This window comes from Syntrophobotulus glycolicus DSM 8271 (assembly GCF_000190635.1).
GTDB classification, from domain to species: Bacteria; Bacillota; Desulfitobacteriia; order Desulfitobacteriales; family Syntrophobotulaceae; genus Syntrophobotulus; species Syntrophobotulus glycolicus.
The window spans coordinates 3,220,804-3,237,916 of the sequence record NC_015172.1 but is presented as its reverse complement, the minus strand read 5'-3'; the positions used below and the strand labels follow the sequence as shown (position 1 = coordinate 3,237,916).

At 41.5% G+C, this 17,113-nt stretch carries 20 protein-coding genes, 2 pseudogenes and 1 riboswitch; of the genes and pseudogenes, 17 read left to right on the top strand and 5 right to left on the bottom strand.

Annotation, left to right across the window (positions count from 1 at the left end; translation table 11 throughout):
- Positions 1–118: 118 nt before the first annotated feature.
- The 4 genes and pseudogenes from SGLY_RS16040 to SGLY_RS16025 all read left to right on the top strand — a co-directional run bounded on the left by SGLY_RS16040 (position 119) and on the right by SGLY_RS16025 (position 2,048).
- On the top strand, positions 119–424 hold the full coding sequence (locus tag SGLY_RS16040) for a nucleotidyltransferase domain-containing protein (protein WP_013626193.1): 306 nt from the start codon (positions 119–121) through the stop codon (positions 422–424).
- Positions 405–827, top strand: a complete 423-nt coding sequence (locus SGLY_RS16035) for a nucleotidyltransferase substrate binding protein (RefSeq protein WP_013626192.1) — start codon at positions 405–407, stop codon at positions 825–827. The genes SGLY_RS16040 and SGLY_RS16035 overlap by 20 nt, the downstream gene beginning before the upstream one ends.
- A gap of 142 nt (positions 828–969) precedes the next feature.
- Positions 970–1,239 (top strand): annotated as a pseudogene (locus tag SGLY_RS16030) (transposase); the annotation flags it as partial.
- A gap of 299 nt (positions 1,240–1,538) precedes the next feature.
- On the top strand, positions 1,539–2,048 hold the full coding sequence (locus SGLY_RS16025) for an HNH endonuclease (protein WP_013626191.1): 510 nt from the start codon (positions 1,539–1,541) through the stop codon (positions 2,046–2,048).
- 243 nt (positions 2,049–2,291) lie between these two features.
- Here SGLY_RS16025 and SGLY_RS16020 read toward each other — a convergent pair.
- Positions 2,292–2,582 (bottom strand): annotated as a pseudogene (locus tag SGLY_RS16020) (transposase); the annotation flags it as partial.
- 172 nt (positions 2,583–2,754) lie between these two features.
- Between SGLY_RS16020 and SGLY_RS16015 the strand changes: the two are divergent.
- The 10 genes from SGLY_RS16015 to SGLY_RS15970 all read left to right on the top strand — a co-directional run bounded on the left by SGLY_RS16015 (position 2,755) and on the right by SGLY_RS15970 (position 11,096).
- Positions 2,755–3,294 (top strand): methyltransferase, encoded by a 540-nt coding sequence (locus tag SGLY_RS16015; RefSeq protein WP_083811254.1) that lies wholly within the window; start codon positions 2,755–2,757, stop codon positions 3,292–3,294.
- A gap of 139 nt (positions 3,295–3,433) precedes the next feature.
- A complete protein-coding gene (locus tag SGLY_RS16010) occupies positions 3,434–4,720 on the top strand; it encodes a hypothetical protein (RefSeq protein WP_013626190.1) in 1,287 nt (428 codons plus the stop codon).
- A 384-nt stretch (positions 4,721–5,104) separates the two neighbouring features.
- Positions 5,105–5,782, top strand: coding sequence for a TerC family protein (locus SGLY_RS16005; RefSeq protein WP_013626189.1), 678 nt, complete (start codon positions 5,105–5,107; stop codon positions 5,780–5,782).
- A gap of 106 nt (positions 5,783–5,888) precedes the next feature.
- Positions 5,889–6,311 carry a universal stress protein gene (locus tag SGLY_RS16000; protein WP_013626188.1) on the top strand — a complete coding sequence of 141 codons (423 nt, stop codon included), beginning with the start codon at positions 5,889–5,891 and terminating at the stop codon, positions 6,309–6,311.
- 50 nt (positions 6,312–6,361) lie between these two features.
- The gene (locus SGLY_RS15995; protein ID WP_013626187.1) at positions 6,362–7,015 is read left to right on the top strand and encodes a DedA family protein; all 654 of its coding nucleotides are present in this window, start codon (positions 6,362–6,364) and stop codon (positions 7,013–7,015) included.
- A gap of 226 nt (positions 7,016–7,241) precedes the next feature.
- Positions 7,242–7,559, top strand: a complete 318-nt coding sequence (locus SGLY_RS15990; RefSeq protein ID WP_013626186.1) for a hypothetical protein — start codon at positions 7,242–7,244, stop codon at positions 7,557–7,559.
- A gap of 57 nt (positions 7,560–7,616) precedes the next feature.
- On the top strand, positions 7,617–8,180 hold the full coding sequence (locus SGLY_RS15985; protein ID WP_013626185.1) for a hydrolase: 564 nt from the start codon (positions 7,617–7,619) through the stop codon (positions 8,178–8,180).
- A gap of 196 nt (positions 8,181–8,376) precedes the next feature.
- On the top strand, positions 8,377–9,555 hold the full coding sequence (locus SGLY_RS15980; RefSeq protein ID WP_013626184.1) for an MFS transporter: 1,179 nt from the start codon (positions 8,377–8,379) through the stop codon (positions 9,553–9,555).
- 179 nt (positions 9,556–9,734) lie between these two features.
- Positions 9,735–10,652, top strand: a complete 918-nt coding sequence (locus SGLY_RS15975; RefSeq protein ID WP_013626183.1) for a helix-turn-helix transcriptional regulator — start codon at positions 9,735–9,737, stop codon at positions 10,650–10,652.
- Between the two features lie 75 nt (positions 10,653–10,727).
- Positions 10,728–11,096, top strand: coding sequence for a RidA family protein (locus SGLY_RS15970; RefSeq protein ID WP_013626182.1), 369 nt, complete (start codon positions 10,728–10,730; stop codon positions 11,094–11,096).
- Positions 11,097–11,133: 37 nt separating this feature from the next.
- On the opposite strand, the gene SGLY_RS15965 is transcribed toward SGLY_RS15970, so the two are convergent.
- A complete protein-coding gene (locus SGLY_RS15965) occupies positions 11,134–11,622 on the bottom strand; it encodes a DUF6773 family protein (protein ID WP_013626181.1) in 489 nt (162 codons plus the stop codon).
- Complete coding sequence (locus tag SGLY_RS15960) at positions 11,619–11,819, bottom strand: helix-turn-helix transcriptional regulator (RefSeq protein ID WP_013626180.1); 201 nt, start codon at positions 11,817–11,819, stop codon at positions 11,619–11,621. The genes SGLY_RS15965 and SGLY_RS15960 overlap by 4 nt, the downstream gene beginning before the upstream one ends.
- A 309-nt stretch (positions 11,820–12,128) precedes the next feature.
- Positions 12,129–12,213: riboswitch (cyclic di-GMP riboswitch) on the top strand.
- Between the two features lie 194 nt (positions 12,214–12,407).
- Between SGLY_RS15960 and SGLY_RS15955 the strand changes: the two genes are divergently transcribed.
- Positions 12,408–13,493, top strand: coding sequence for an HD-GYP domain-containing protein (locus SGLY_RS15955; protein WP_013626179.1), 1,086 nt, complete (start codon positions 12,408–12,410; stop codon positions 13,491–13,493).
- 34 nt (positions 13,494–13,527) lie between these two features.
- Here the strand turns inward: SGLY_RS15955 and SGLY_RS15950 are convergent, their stop codons facing one another.
- Complete coding sequence (locus SGLY_RS15950) at positions 13,528–14,337, bottom strand: alpha/beta fold hydrolase (protein ID WP_013626178.1); 810 nt, start codon at positions 14,335–14,337, stop codon at positions 13,528–13,530.
- A gap of 182 nt (positions 14,338–14,519) precedes the next feature.
- On the opposite strand from SGLY_RS15950, the gene SGLY_RS15945 reads away from it, so the two are divergent.
- Both SGLY_RS15945 and mutY read left to right on the top strand, forming a co-directional pair.
- Entirely contained in the window at positions 14,520–14,732 is a 213-nt protein-coding gene (locus SGLY_RS15945; protein ID WP_013626177.1) for a TOBE domain-containing protein, read from the top strand.
- 223 nt (positions 14,733–14,955) lie between these two features.
- A complete protein-coding gene (mutY, locus tag SGLY_RS15940) occupies positions 14,956–16,041 on the top strand; it encodes an A/G-specific adenine glycosylase (protein ID WP_013626176.1) in 1,086 nt (361 codons plus the stop codon).
- Between the two features lie 285 nt (positions 16,042–16,326).
- Here the strand turns inward: mutY and SGLY_RS15935 are convergent, their stop codons facing one another.
- Positions 16,327–16,887: a tyrosine-type recombinase/integrase gene (locus SGLY_RS15935; RefSeq protein ID WP_013626175.1), complete on the bottom strand. Its 561-nt coding sequence runs from the start codon at positions 16,885–16,887 to the stop codon at positions 16,327–16,329.
- Positions 16,888–17,113 lie beyond the last annotated feature (226 nt).

The following is a 17,113-nucleotide window of genomic DNA, read 5'->3' as shown; positions in this document are numbered from 1 at the left end:
AGAGATAACATCGTTTAATACATATGCAGTTCAGGAAAGCACTTTAAAGTTTTGAGGTGCTTTCTTAATAGCCATTGAGTCTTGGTCAATTAAAAATTTGTCAAGAGGTGGACAATGTATGGCTTCAAGTTTAAATACTGAGCTGGTTCAGAGTATCCAAGAAATTGGTCAGAAGTATGCAGTAGAGAAAATTGTTCTTTTTGGCTCACGAGCAAAAGGGGATTATAAGCCTGCAAGTGATATTGACCTGGCAATTTTTCTCTTACCGGAGTTTAACAGCAAAGGCTATTTGACCAGTGACCTGGAAGACCTTAATACGCTCCTGAAAATAGATATCACGTTTATCAACGAACATACAGACCCTAAATTATTGGAAAATATTAAGAGAGAAGGGATATCTCTGTATGAGCGAGCCATACACTAAAACTGATAATTTCCTCCGTGCACTTGTCAGACTCAAAGAGGGGATTACCAAGTATGATGAAGCGAATGACCTGTTAAGAGATGGCATCATACAACGTTTTGAGTTCACCTTTGAGCTTGCGTGGAAAACCTTGAAGACAGTCTTTGAGCATGAGGGCCTGACGGGCCTGAATTCTCCTAAGACAGTATTGCGTGAAGCATTTTCAGCAGGGCTGATAAAAGACGATGAACTTTGGCTTACCATGCTCATGGACAGGAATTCAACAACTCATATTTATAGCGAACAATCGGCAATCGAAATTTGCCATAATATCCAAGAAAAGTATGTAATGGAATTTGAAAGATTGCTTCAGAATATTAGAGCAAGACTTGACGTTGCCGCCGTTAAACAAACCAGCGAATGAAAAGATAAAAGCCTTGAGGTACATAGATTAGTACAAACTCAAGGCTTTTTGCTTTTCTCCTATAGCTGCCATTTGGAATCAAATTCTTTTTTTTAAGAATCAGTGTACAAGTTTTTTTTAGCCTTTGGAGTTATTTCAACAGGACAATCATAGTGCGCATACTTCGAAAGAAACCATGAAATATTTGGCTAGCAGATCAGGAAGGTTTGAATTTGTATTCACCCCAAAACACGGATCATGGCTAAACCTAATAGAAAGCTTCTTCGGGAAGTTAGCAAGGGTATGCCTGAAGGGCATCAGGGTAAAATCTAAGGAAGAACTCATCGATAGAATCTACCGATATATGGATGAAGTTAATGAGGTTCCTGTCGTTTACCATTGGAAATATAAAATGGATGAAATTCAAATCTGATTTGCGCAACTAATTTAAGAATGTTGTACTAGGTTAAAGTGGCATCTTTTTTGACAGTTCAAGGCATACAGAAACGGTCTGTCTGCTTGAGAGGCATTAAAGCCTTGTAAATAAAAGAGGTTAGGCATATCTTATTAATCGTAAGTGGCAAGACCCTTGAGTAGATAAAAAAAGATGACATAAGGATAAAGTACAGAAAATTCAATGCTTTATGATGAATTATCGAGGGTTAATTGAATGGGTTAATAAAATCGAGGCGACAATAAAAGTTGTAGATATTTTATTCAGGGGGAGAGTATATGAGAAGGAGCATTAAAACTAATAATCAAGAGATTGTTGATTATTGGTTTTCTAGAGTAGATGAATGTGGTTTAAGCGTTGATGCGGCAGAAGCCCATGAGAGATGTTGGAGATGTGGATATGAAGCACCACTTGAAAGATGTCATATTATACCGGATTCTTTGGGGGGAGAAGACACGCCTTCGAATCTAGTGTTGCTCTGCCATAGATGCCATTTAGAAAATCCTAATGTTACTGATCCAGAAATAATGTGGGACTGGATTCGTGCGTACGGAACGTCTTTTTATGATGCGTTTTGGATGTTACAGGGAATTAAAGAATATCAGATTATATATGGTAGGTCTTTTGAAGAGGAATTGAAAGAACAAAAAATAGATGATGAAGAAAGATTTAAAAGGTTATTTCAAGAAGAGATAAAGAAAACAACCTTTCATTATGGTCATCCATACCTAAATTCTGCAACAATCGCAGGTGTTATGAGAATCATATTAAAAAAATATGCTGGCTAATATTGTGAAGGCCTAGACACATAATGTATATGACGGTGCTTTAGGGGGGTTTAGCCAACGTGTTGAAGGAAAACGCATGGACTAGGAGCATAGAATAAACAGACATCTTTTAATTCGCTCGAATTCGGGGGAATTATTTTTTATTTAATCGATTTTAACGAGATACCTCTGCTTTTATATTGTTAGACAGAACGTATGTTTGATCTAATGTAACTAGAGATTGCTGAACAGATCTCTGCTTTTTCAATAAGCTAACCTGATCAGTCTGAAATATCCTTCAATAAAATTGAGTATAAGAATCCGGAGCCTGCGCTCCAGGTTCATCACCAATAGTTGCATGGCGATAACAGTTTCACTGGTTCCCTTAAGACGTGCCATGATACGTCCGAGCCCATAAAACCGCTTTCCTTCTCCGAATTTTCCTTCAACAGCATTTCGAATTCCAGCATCCAGACGTTCTTGTTTCTTTTGTTCTCTTAATAGTCCTTGATCTTTGGATGGTCTTCCGAGTGGTGGGCCGCTCAGTCGAATGCCTACAGCGGTGAGCTCATTTGGGAGAGGAAAAATTTCAGGGGCTAGTCTGCCCACGACCGGCATTTTTTCCGATAGACTGCCGGTGGCGAAACACCTGGGTTGAGCGAAAATCGGGGCGAAAAATGAACATTTTTGCTCCGATTTTTTGGCGTGCGCCACGCATTGCGCGTAACTGGGCGGTGAAAGTCCGCTATGGGGCTGGCAGTCCGGCGAAAAACGGACGGGCTTCAATGGTCTTGTAATCGCCGCCGATACCGATAGTTCGCTGTTGGGGTATATTCAGCTTGAAAAGGCAAAGCTTGGGATAGGAAATATACGAACGATAAACATTCAGGACAGAAATCAACTGCATCAGTATCAATATGATCTTGTATTTCTACGTGATGTGTTTCACCATCTGCAAAACCCCGTGGCTTACTTTTCAGAGCTGCGTTCATGCTTAAAAACAAATGGCAGGATAGCAATTATTGATTGGAATGAAAGGGCAAGCATTTTTATGAGAATATCAGGTCATTATACGCCGGAGCAGACTATATTAGACACCATGACGGCCTCCGGCTTTATATGTCAAGCTAATTATCATCACTTAAAAGGACAATCGTTTAATATTTTCGGTTTTACTCATCCAAACGGAAATGATGCTGTTTTCAAAGCATTAAGGGCAAAAGAAACAAAAGAAACACCGAATAAAAGTCCGTGTAGAACTGACTGACGATTATGCTCTTTTTCTATAAAGATATAAAAATTGGGAAAAATTATACGAAAAACATAAAGTTAAGATAAAAAAATGACGATATTCTAGATAAAGGTACTAATTAAAAGGTGCTATTGCATGAAGGAGAAGTAAAAATATGAATTCAGTTCGATATATCGTCAAACCATGGCTGAAAAAGAGTATCGTGATAAGTCTTTTAATTATTCTGATTAATATCAGCATGGGAGGAAAAGTAGCGGAAGCAGCAACTTCAACACTGGCGCCCGGGAGCGTGGCAGGTACGACAAAGGTAACCCTGACACCGCTGGTGAAAGGGGATACTTTCCGGTATGTGATCAGTAATACCGCTCTGGGGAGCTTGCCGCTTGTAGGAGAGACAGTTCCCGGAGGAGCGGTTGCCTATACCTCAGGGGAGGACATAAGCGGGATTGATGAGACGACCAATAAATACCTTGACGTTTACGAAGTAGATGGAAGCGGAAAGGTTGTTGCGTTCAAAGAATTGACGATAGCGGCAAGCAATATAGCGGCGCCGGTTCTGTCGGCGACGCCGGTACAGGCACCGGGAAGCAAGGCAAAAAGCGTCAAACTGACGCTTACACCGAACAATGCCGGGGATACGTTTAAAATACAGGTAGTGAGCAAGCCGGGCAAACTGCCGGGAATCGGAGTAAAAGCCGGAGGAAAGGCCTATACCTCAGGCGGTGACATTACGGGAGTAGATACAACGAGCAAGAAATATATCGATATTTATGAAGTGGATGCAACAGGCAAAGTGACTGCGTTTACGGAAATTACAGTAACTGCCGAAAGTATTACGGCGCCTGACCTCAAAACTTCAACACTGGCGCCCGGGAGCGTGGCAGGTACGACAAAGGTAACCCTGACACCGCTGGTGAAAGGGGATACTTTCCGGTATGTGATCAGTAATGCTGCTCTGGGGAGCTTGCCGCTTGTAGGAGAGACAGTTCCCGGAGGAGCGGTTGCCTATACCTCAGGGGAGGACATAAGCGGGATTGATGAGACGACCAATAAATACCTTGACGTTTACGAAGTAGATGGAAGCGGAAAGGTTGTCGCGTTCAAAGAATTGACGATAGCAGCAAGCAATATAGCGGCGCCGGTTTTGTCGGCGACGCCGGTACAGGCACCGGGAAGCAAGGCAAAAAGCGTCAAACTGACGCTTACACCGAACAATGCCGGGGATACGTTTAAAATACAGGTAGTGAGCAAGCCGGGCAAACTGCCGGGAATCGGAGTAAAAGCCGGAGGAAAGGCCTATACCTCAGGCGGTGACATTACGGGAGTAGATGCAACGAGCAAGAAATATATCGATATTTATGAAGTGGACGCTACAGGCAAAGTGACTGCGTTTACGGAAATTACAGTAGATTCAAATGTTATTACAGCACCTTCTTTATAAGGATTGATAGAATTTCAATAAATTATCCGGTATATTGCTTTTAATGAGCGATAATCAAGCAAGGTTCTTATCTGAGTTCAAGATGAACGCGGATTTATCACAGAGAATCTCTCATAGGGAAAAGTTTTGTCTTGACTAACGTCCTGCGATATCGTATTCTAATGCTATTAAAGGGGAGTAGCTCTAAGCTATAAAGTCAACAACCGGCATTGAAACTGCCTGGCTTTATAATCCAAATAGGAAGCAAGACCTTTAACACGATTCAGGCTTGAACGAATTGTGTTAAGGGTCTTTTTATATAGCTCAAGGTTTTTGTCGTATGTTTGAAGGGGTTTTGGCGCATTACGACTAAAGTTTACATGAACAAAAAAGGAGTGCCTGCGAATGGATTTTTTCCCCCCGGAATTTTGGTCGGCGTTATTGGCTATTGTCATTACAGACTTGGTGCTGGCGGGTGACAACGCTATTGTTATTGGCTTGGCAGCACGAAACGTACCCTTGGAGAAACAAAAGAAGGTTATCTTTTGGGGAACCTTCGGCGCAATTGCTGTTCGTACTTTGATGACCCTTGTCGTTGTCTGGTTGTTGAAAATTCCCGGTTTGTTATTGATAGGGGGCATACTGCTAATTTGGATTGCTTTCAAGCTGCTGGTTGAAGAAAAACAGCACGGTGAAATGAAGTCCGGGGGAAGCTTTTGGAGTGCAATTAAAACCATTATTATTGCCGATGCCGTGATGGGACTGGATAATGTCCTGGCGGTCGCGGGGGCAGCCCATGGGAATTTCGTTCTGGTTGTTCTTGGGCTGCTGATCAGTGTCCCCATCGTCGTTTGGGGAAGTACAATTATTCTCAAATGGGTGGAGCGTTACCCCGTCATCATCTACATTGGGGCCGGCGTATTAGCCTGGACCGCTTCCAAAATGATTACCGGCGAAGCGTTCCTGAAAGGCTTTTTCGCGGATAATCTCGTCCTGAAATGGGGCTTGAGTATTGTTCTCATTGCAGGAGTTCTGTTCACCGGCAGAATCATGAAACAAAAAAAAGAGCAAGCAACTAGCTGATCCATCCTGATTTTGGCCGTTCAAAGGTTCAGTTTGGCAAGGGTTTTTAAACCGTGTAATATAAATGGGACAACCTGAAATTAAAATAAAAAAGGAGAGTATGAGCATGACGAAAATATTAATACCGGTTGATGGATCGGCGGGTTCTGACAAGGCGGTTCGTTTTGGGATATCTCTGGCTCATGGAAAAGAAGCGGAGGTCATTGTGTTAAATGTTCAACCCGGTTTTAATACCCCGAATGTAAAGCGGTTTTTTTCGCCGGAAGAAATTCATTCCTATCAGGAAAAATTAAGCAAAGAGGTATTGGATCACACGCTTGAAATCACCAATGAGCAGGCTACTCCAGTTCGCACAGTCGTCAGAATCGGCGACCCCGGGAAGGAGATCCTGGAGGAAGCTAAAAAGAGTTCCGTTGATTTCATTGTCATGGGCTATCGGGGATTGGGGCCTGTTAAACGGGCGATTTTGGGAAGTGTCGCTACCCATGTGCTGCACGAGACTCATTGCCCGGTGATGATTGTGCCGTAAGCTATACGCTGAAATATAATCGCGGAAAAATACTTTGTGAAGGAGTTCTAATGGAGTTAATTGCCTGGATCATCGACTTTATCCTGCATATCGACAAGCATTTGGCGGAATTTATTCAAATCTATGGAATGTGGACCTATATGATACTTTTTCTGATTATATTCTGTGAAACGGGTCTGGTTGTCACCCCCTTTTTACCCGGGGATTCGCTTCTATTTGTAATCGGTGCTTTAGGAGCCACGGGGGCTTTGGATATCCAGCTTGTAACGATTCTTTTGGTCGTGGCCGCGGTAGGAGGGGATACGCTCAACTATCATATAGGAAAATTCATTGGCTTAAAGGCATTTGGTATCAAAGACAGTCGATTTTTTAAAAAGGAATATCTTGAAAAAACCCACGCGTTTTATGAAAGACATGGAGGAAAAACAATTATCATCGCCAGGTTTATCCCGATCATACGTACCTTTGCCCCGTTTGTCGCAGGTATGGGGAGGATGAGCTATTGGAAGTTCTTCAGTTATAACATTGTAGGGGGCGTCGTCTGGGTTTTGATATTTGTAACAGGAGGATACTTCTTTGGCAATATACCTGCGGTTAAGAACAATTTCACCCTTGTGATCCTGGCAATTATCTTCATCTCCCTGCTGCCGGGAATTATTGCTTATCTGCGTCAAAACGTTATGCGATCAAATACTAAGGGATAATATTTCCCGGTATTTGAGAATATAGTTATGTTCATAACCTGTCCTTTCTTAGGGGCAGGTTTTCACACTTGGTTTGTTCCCTGAAAATAAGGTCCACTCATCATGAGAAAAATGATAAGATAAAAGGACAAAGAGTAAGCAACTTGTCATGAATAGAGGAATAAGAATTCAAATTCTCCGAATACATCTTACCAAGAAGTAGATTATGTTAAGAGAGGGAGTTAGCATGGCCTTGCTTCATGGATTAGAAATATTGCTAATAGGTTGGCCTGGAATTATTGGGGCAATTGTCTTTGTGAGCTATGGGATATATTCAAAGAGGATTGGCTTAATTGTTTTTGGGGCATTATTAGCGATTCCAATGTCATGGTATTTGGGTTCCACTCCAAAGTTTAGGTATTTTATGTATGGCCTTCCGCTATTATTTATCGGCTCGGCAATAGCTGTTAAATTAAAAAATCATATTCTTGCATGGATTTTAGTTATCCCATATGTCTTAATTATGGGCTGGCTTGCTTGTTCAGTAATAACTCAAGGTCAATAATATTTTTGGATAATTCAGATGCATGCTCAGTAAAACTAACGAATCGAGGAGATATCAATGGTAAAGAATATTACAAGAGAAGAAGCGTGGACATTGCTGACCGAATATAACAAAGAGGAATTTCATTTGAAACATGCTCAGATCGTAGAAGATGTCATGCGTTATTTTGCAAATAAGCTGGGTTACGATAAAGAGGCCGACTTCTGGGCAATTGTCGGGCTTTTGCACGATCTTGATTTCGAAATATACCCGGAGCAGCATTGCATTAAAGAGCAGGAAATCATGAGGGACCGCGGGCTTGATGAACGTTTGATCCGCGCCGTTGCCAGCCACGGGTATGCGCTGACGGTAGATATCGAACCACAGCATCAAATGGAAAAGGTGCTTTATGCTGTTGATGAGCTTACGGGACTCATCGGTGCGGTCGCCATCATGCGCCCATCTAAAAGTGTGATGGATTTAGAATTGAAATCAGTCAAGAAAAAATACAAGAATGCCAATTTTGCTGCCGGATGCTCCCGGGAAGTTATAGAGCGAGGGGCAGAAATGCTCGGATGGGAGCTTGACCAGCTGATTGAGGAAACGATTCTGGCATTGAGGTGGAGTGAATCACAAAATTAAGTTTTGTCCTGTAAGATACAGTAAGTAAAGAACGGTTCCAAAAAGATGCCGTATGGTCAGATATGCAGGGCATCTTTTTTAACCGATCGAAAAGAACTTCAATCGAGGTTCAAGGTTCCGGTGCCATCCATGGCGAACTTGCATAGGCATATTCTGTTATTGAAAAGACTGAGCAGAAGCATAATCCGGAGGAAATATGACGTCTTTATTATTGGCTGTTATTTATTTAGCATTTATCAGCTTGGGACTGCCGGACTCTATACTGGGTTCCGCGTGGCCGGCCATGTACGGAGAGTTAAACGTATCCGTATCCTACGCTGGGATCATCAGCATGATTATTGCTGGAGGGACGATCCTCTCCAGCCTTTTTAGCGATAAATTCATCCGTAAATATGGTACTGCCGCTGTGACTGTGGCAAGTGTTGCAATGACCGCTGCGGCCTTGTTCGGATTTTCATGCGCACAGTCTTTTTGGCAGCTGTGCCTGTGGGGAATTCCTTATGGCTTGGGAGCGGGGAGTGTCGATGCGGCATTAAACAATTTTGTGGCCCTGCACTATAAATCGCGCCATATGAACTGGTTGCATTGCTTTTGGGGAATCGGTGCGACAGCCGGTCCATATATCATGGGTTTATGCTTAACCAGTGGTTTAAAATGGAACTCAGGATATCAGGTCATAGGCATGATGCAAATCATTTTAGCGATTTGCCTGGCATTTTCTTTGCCTTTATGGAAAACAAAGAAAAAAGAAGGAGAAGCAAAAGCAGAAAGAACAAAAAGCCTTAGTTTGCGGGAAATCTTGAGACTTCCTGGTGCAAAGGCAATTTTCACAGCTTTTTTTCTGTACTGTGCTCTGGAATCGACTGCAGGTCTTTGGGCAAGCAGTTATATGGTCTTATATAAGGGGATCAATTCAGAAACAGCGGCAAAATGGGCATCTTTGTTTTACCTTGGGATAACTGCCGGAAGATTTTTGAGCGGTTTCATCACGGAGAAACTCGGGGATAAAAATATGATCCGTATCGGACAGATGATCGCCGGGATGGGTATTGTGTCTATGCTGCTTCCGCTTGGAAATATATCCATGCTTAGCGGGCTGGTCCTTGTGGGATTAGGATGCGCGCCCATTTATCCAAGTTTATTGCATGAGACTCCCGACAATTTTGGTGCAGAAAGATCACAGTCAATCATGGGGGTGCAAATGGCATGTGCATATGTAGGAACGACATTCATGGCTCCGTTTTTTGGGTTTTTGGCTGAAAAAATCGATATCAGCCTATACCCGTTTTACTTAATGATATTGACTGTGCTGATGACGGCAATGATGGAAATGATGAACGATGTTCGTGGCAAAAGGTTGAAAAAAGTAATATAGTATTTAAATTTTCTATCAAGATGAGAGCAAATAGACGGTAAATTCTTTCCAAAGGCTGGTGATAAATCCGCACAAAAGGATAATTTCTTTTTTCCCAAATTAAAGACTATAATTGAGACAGATAGGCAGGCACGAATACAGGATTGTGATTATTGCTTTTCATATTGGAGAAATAGACGATGAGGATAGATAGATTACTTGGGATAACAACATGTCTGCTTAACCATAAAATAGTCAATGCCAAAACACTGGCTGACCGTTTTGAGGTTTCTAAACGAACCATCCAGCGGGACATTGAGACGCTTTGTCTGGCGGGAATTCCCATCGTAACATACCATGGATCCGCTGGCGGGTACAGTATTGCGGAAACTTTTTCTCTGGATAAGCAAATATATAGCAAAGAAGACTACCAAAACATCATTATTGCTCTGAAAGGTTTTTGTTCCGCATACATAAAGGGAAAAGCCGACTCGACTCTTGAAAAGGTGCTCTCTACCGTTTCATCATTGAGACAGAGTGTGGCGCTGGATTTTGGCGTCTTGCGGGAAGGGGATAACCTGGAAAGGACATTTTCCCTGCTGGAAAAAGCCATATGGACAGAAACTATTGTTCAGATCGATTATTCCGACGCGGACAGCCGCGTATCTGCAAGGGATGTTGAACCGCTGTTGCTCACATATAAATGGTATTCGTGGTATCTTCTTGCCTATTGTCAAAAGAAAAAGGACTATCGTCTCTTCAAACTGGCGAGGATTACCCGGGCGGAACATAAAAACAGGCCCTTTTCGTGCAGGCACCTGGACACCGCCCGCATTCTGGAGGAATGCACAGGTGGAGATATCCGGCGGTATTTAAAGATAAAGTTATATTGTAAACCCGCTGTCAGACAGCAAGTGTTGGAGTATTTAAACGGCAGTATAGCCGAGGAGCTTGAGGATGGTGGTTTTATTTATGAGATGTACCTGCCGGAGAAAGAACGTCTATGGTTTTCTGTAATTATGGGGTTCGGCGATCAGGTGGTTGTGCTTGAGCCGGATCAATTAAAGAAAAAATTGCTTGATACCGCAAACAAAATCCTGAAAAATTATGATTCTTGAAAATAGACGACAGCCAGGTGTCGTCATTGACCTGTTATCCTTGATGATGTGAAAGCATTTGAAAGGAGCTTTATTATGGATACGATTAAAAGAAGCCTGATAAACGAGGAGTTTGCCTTTTCGGGGATCGTGGAAGCCGGTGATTTTGTCTTTCTGACCTTTTGCGTCGGTAATATTGGCGGATCGATAGAAGCACAAGTCAACGGCGCATTGGATGATATGAACAAACGCCTGGAGACCATTGGACTGACCCTGGACGCGGTAGTACAGGTAAACGTAATGATGCGTGATCCGTGGAATATCCCGGTCATGGAGAGAGTCTTTAAGGAAAGATTCAAAGAAAGGTATCCGGCCAGAAAGACGATAAGCACTGAGTTTGCCCATCGGGGCGGACCGGATGGACTTCATGTGCAGATTGATGCGATTGCTTATAAAAGAAAATAAGCTTATTTTTTCTTTCAGCCCCCAAAAGCCCCTCTTCTTAGTCTTCTCGTTCTTCTTCATCCAATCTTTTCTGAATCTGCAGTTGCTTTTTATTGTTAAAATGATTGAGAATCGACAACATAACGGATGAACCAATAGTTGCGCACGTAAAGACAATCAACAGTGTAATGATAAAAAATCCCAACTGCTCTTTAGCGCTCTCCGTATATTTGGTATAGTTCAGAACACCGTTCATTATCGTTATGATAAACCCGGTGACTAGGCTATTCAGTAAGGTCATTTTTTTGGTCGTATCCTTGTCGCCGAACAGATTGACTCCCAGCATTAACCTTCGAATGACAATATAAATGTATACACCAAAAAAGCATATGAATTCAACGGCATACTGTTCAAATGGAGCGTCGAACAGAAACTGCTGCACAAGGATAGATACAAGAAGCATAATCATCAAAAGGGTATATCCCTCACTCAATACTTTCCTGCTTTGTATTAGAATTCTTTCATCTGACCCGTGTTTTCTTTTCATTGCGATTCCTCCCAAAATAATCCATCTAAAGTTTTGCCGAGCGCTTTACAGATTGCTATGCAAAGATTAAGAGTAGGATTGTAATTCCCAGATTCAATCATCCCTATTGTTTGGCGTGTGACACCTACAGCTTTCGCTAAATCCTCTTGCTTCATATCACATTCCATTCGGGCGATTTTCATTCGCTTATTTTTCATTGGAAACCTCCTAATGCTTATAATATATATTATAAATTGCTTTATGTAAAGTATATATTGCATTGATGATCAATGAACTGATAGAAGGGGTGAGATGCCAGTTTGTAAATTGAGAAGCCATACTTAAAACCAACAACGAAATATTTGTAAATAAAACGCAGATTCGCCTTCATTAGCAACAAACGGATATAATGTGAAAAAAAGTAAGAATTTTGTTGACTTTTCTCCCCGTTTATTGTAACCTGATATAAATGTGTAGTTCTTTGGTCCTATATATTATTGTGACCATAAGCACAGAGATGTGAAAAAATATGATAAGAGTAAACCTGTCGAAAGACAGGGACACAAAGCCACGGGTCTAAAGTAATCTAACCATGATAGCCGGGTTGCCATAAAATCGTATAACAATGTGATTTTAAAGTCATGGCGCTCTTATGGGGGCTATGACTTTTATTTATTATTAATAAAATCGAATAAATAAAATAAATACGATTTATTTTATTTGTCTTTTTATTAATATTCTGCCTTAGATGTTTAAGATATCTTAGATGAGTTTTACGGAAGAACATTATACTTTAAGGTGGTTATATGATTAAGATTAAAGCATCACCTTTTACTTGCAAAATCGGAGATCAGGTAGCTGTTGATATATTCAATCAATATGGTTTGCTCATTGTAGCAAAAAATACCATAATCAATGAATATATCCTGAAAAACCTCATTAATATGGGGATCAAAGATTTTTGGATATTCAGGGCAGCGCAGAAAAGACAATCCGCCGGTATTGATCCGGAGCTTGATGAGTTTTATGAAAACTATGAGAATAACATAAAAACGCTTAAAAAGATAATCCAAAATTTGTCGAATGATGATCAAGCCGACATCAATAATCTTGACATGATCAGCGATTTCATTTTTAGTGAGATGGCGTGTAACCAATACCTTGTGAAATTTCTTTGTGATATAAAAAATCATGATAATTATACATTCGAGCACAGCTTAAATGTAGCATTTTATTCGGCACTGATTTGCAGATGGATGAATTTAACCGAAAAAAAGACAAAAAACATTATTAAGACAGGGTTGCTCCATGACATCGGCAAAACTAAAATTCCGCTCGATTTACTGAACAAAAAAGAAAAATTGTGTTCTGAAGAACTTAAGGTGATCCAAAAACATGCAATGTACGGCTATAACATGATCAAAGAAATCATTTCCATGGATTCTGATATAAAGGTAGGGGTTCTCTTGCATCATGAAAGAGAAGATGGGTCCGGTTATCCGAACAGATATACCGGAAGGCAGCTGAATATGAACACAAAAATTGTTTCAATTGCCGATACCTATGACGCGTTGACTTCCGACAGGGAATACAGGGGCAAATACACGCCCTTCACGGCACTTGATATCCTGATGACGGAAGGATTAACTACTTACGATATCAGCATCATGAACACTTTTGTCAATAACCTGATCTTTCATTATGTAGGTTCGCAGGTATTGCTAAACTCAGGTGAGACAGGGAAGGTCATTCATATCCCCAAATACAACATCACAAGGCCGATCATCTATGTGAATTCTGAATTAGTCGACCTGTCAAAAGAAAATCAATTAAACATTGTGGGCATTGTCAATGACACCTCCGTGGCAGACCAAGGGAATACCGGACCTTGAAATATTCAATGGGGATAAAAACGAGAAAAAATCCCTATCCGACAAACCGCATCAGCTGATCGTTGAATTTTTCTTTTTCGTCATAAAACAGGCCATGACCACTATTCTTGAACGGAACAAAGATGGAGCCTTTTATTCCCTGATGTTGAGCAACACCCAAACGGAATAAACAGACTCTGTCATGAATGCCGTGGAGAATAAGGGTCGGAATATTCACAAAGGCAAGATCGTCAAAGAGTACCTCTGAAAGCCACGCCTTAGCCACTTGGACCGTAGACCAGCTTGCGGCTTGCAGACCCATTTGAAGAAACCAGCTGGCAAAAGGTTCGGACACTTTGTTGTGGAAGAATATCTCTCCAAAGTCTCTCAGCATATCCGGACGGTCGCGATATGTACCCTGGATTATGTTGGTTACCGCCATTTCGTTTAGTCCATAGGGAAAGTTCGGGCGTTGAATGAGACTGGGAGCAGCGGCGGCACAGAGGACAAGCTTGGAAACTCCATATCCCTCGTGGCGTTTCATATAGCGGACGGCAACTGCCCCGGCGGTAGAGTGCCCAAGCAGGGTAAAGTTATTCAGCGTCATTGCTTCTACCACGCAGCGGATATCGTCGGCAGACCGGTTGTAGTCGTAGCCGTACAAGGGTTTATCGGATTGTCCGAAACCCCTGACATCCATTCCCAGACAGCGGTACCCCCGCTGTAAAAGCTGATCATACTGGTACTCAAACAAGTGATGATTTGCCGGCCAGCCGTGCATAAACAAGATGGGGCTATGTCCGGATGGATTGATGTCATTGACATAAATCCGAACTCCCTGCTCTACTTCAATCCAGTAGTCCAAAGTGACCCACTCCAATCATTGCATTGATAGCCATAGTATATTCAAGGAAAGAAGGGCGGGTGTAAAAGGCGGTGGGCAAGAGCTCAGAAACCCAATATTATGAAATCATACCCGAAATATTTGTCAACCATAGTAATTATTGCTAAGATAGAGGTATTAAATTACATTGGGAGGGATAAGTCATGAAAATCAGTGCCAGGAATCAGTGGAAAGGCAAAGTTGTTTCTATTAATGAAGGAGCTGTCAATGCTATTGTTGTATTAGATATTGGCGCAGGAAACAAAGTAGCCGCAACAATTTCCCTCGAGGCCGTTAAAGAGCTTGGACTGAAGGTGGGGGGAGAAGCCTATGCCGTCGTTAAAGCTACTTCCGTTATGGTTGGGGTCGATGAATAAATAGAGAAGGTGTTACCGTACGATTTGCCCTGCCCATTGTCGCGGGGCTTATTTTTTTGTGCTCGGACTTCCGGCATCCAACTGCCCTTGTTAAAATAAGGAAAATATAACCAAGCGGTTTTTTCCAAGCTGTCGTAAATATTCAAAGGATCATTCTTTATGCTATAATGAAAAACACTGAGTCGCAGGATAGCATAAACGAAGAACCCATGAGAGGAAAATGATGACTGAAGAAGGATCTGCACACGCGGTACAAGCGGACAAAGACGGGCTGAGGCTTCAGCATGCCTTACCCCGTATACTTTTGGAATGGTATGATCAAAACGCCCGGCTCCTTCCTTGGCGGAAAGATTGTATCCCCTATCATATATGGCTTTCCGAAATTATGCTTCAACAAACCAGGGTAGAGGTTGTGAAAACTTATTATACTCGTTTCCTTGAGGAAATCCCCACCGTGGAAGAGCTTGCCCAAACAGATGAACAAAAACTGCTGAAGCTTTGGGAGGGACTTGGCTATTACAGTCGTGCCCGTAACCTGCAAAAAACGGCCAGGCGCATTGTAGACGAGTATGTCGGTCATTTTCCCGAGACATATGAGCAGCTTTTAAAATTGCCTGGTGTTGGTCCCTATACGGCAGGAGCGATTGCCTCCATTTGCTTCGGACAGCCGGTTCCGGCTGTAGACGGTAATGTATTGCGGGTCATTTCAAGGATTATGGGGCTTGACGACCGGGTGAAGGCATCAGAGGGAAAAAAATTGATCACAGCTTCACTTGTCGAAATTTATCCCAAAGACCGGAGCGGCGATTTTACTCAAAGTCTGATGGAACTTGGAGCAACGGTTTGTCTTCCGAAAGGGACGCCCAAATGCCGGATTTGTCCGGTATCAACTTTCTGCAAAGCCTTCCAGAACAATACAGGCTTGCACTGGTCCGGGAAGCAAAATAAAAAAATAAAGAAGATCGAAGACATTACAGTGTTTTTATTTTCCTGCCAGGGGAACATCGCAATTCATCGCAGAAAAAAGGACGGGCTGTTAGCCGGATTGTGGGAGTTCCCTAATGTCCAGGGGAAATTAGATGAGCAGCAGGCGATAGAACTGGCCGCACAATGGAAAACCCAGCCTGTCTCAATGATAAAATCCCTACAGCGTGTCCATATTTTTACTCATATAAAATGGCATATGACCTGTTATTATATTGCCTGTACAGCACAGCCGGCATGTTTTACTTGGATGAATCAGGCTGTTGTCGCTGGGACATATGCTCTTCCGACTGCATTTAAGGTATTTTTGGATGATCAGAATTGAGGATATTTCCCCGACAATTGATAAAAAATGTCCCCATCAAATAAAAAAGGGAATATTGCCAACCGCGATAAACGGTTCTTGGCGATATTCCCTTTCTGAGCGATGATCTTAAAGTAAAGCGGACCAAAGATTTATTGGAAAGGATACCCAATAAATGCAACATTCTAGTAATTTTGTTGCATTTACACTTAAGTATAGTTTACCTTGCTGGTACAAAATTGTCAATCTATGGGTGATTATGTATTGATATGGTTGAACAATGAAGATTTTTGCGAAAAAGAACATTTATAGTTGAACAATGGAATAAAGCTCATCTTTTTGGTCCTGATTGATACCGATATAACGGAGAGTGATACTGGGTGAACTGTGGTTAAAGGTGTCCATAATCAGTCCGACATTATATTTGGATATTTTATAAGTCCAATAACCCCAGGTTTTCCGTAAACTGTGAGTACCGAAATTTTCAATCCCAATTACAGCAGCGGCTTCCTTTAATACCCTGTAGATTTGAATTCTCCCGATATAACCGCCCTTCTGACTTCGAAAAAGATAGTCATTCAGGTCGAGACGCTGATTTTTAATATAAAAATCAAGAGATTTGCGCAAGGTGTCATTTAGCTTAATTTTCTTTTCTTTTGCGGTTTTCTTTTCAGTCAGGATGAGGTGCTCTTTAAATTGCCATTTATGATTAAAGATATCATTCACTTTAAGAGGGATGATATCACTGATTCTCAGGCCGGTATTAATACCAAATTTAAAAACCAGAGCATATTTGGGATCACTGCCGTTTAAATACTGATAAAGCTGCTTAATTTTGTCTTTTTCTCTAATTGGTTCAACGGTCATAATAATTTCGTCCTCCAAATGTATCTTTTACTATTATAGTATATAAAAAAAGATAATTATAATACATAAAAAAATAATAAAATTTCTGAAATCAGCAACGAAAATCCTTTATATAAAGGGTTTTTTTGATATTGTAAATGCAACAAAATTACTAAAATGTTGTATCTAATAGGCCGATAGTCCTAATGAATGAAATAAATCAGTTCCCAAATGAGAAAATCAATGT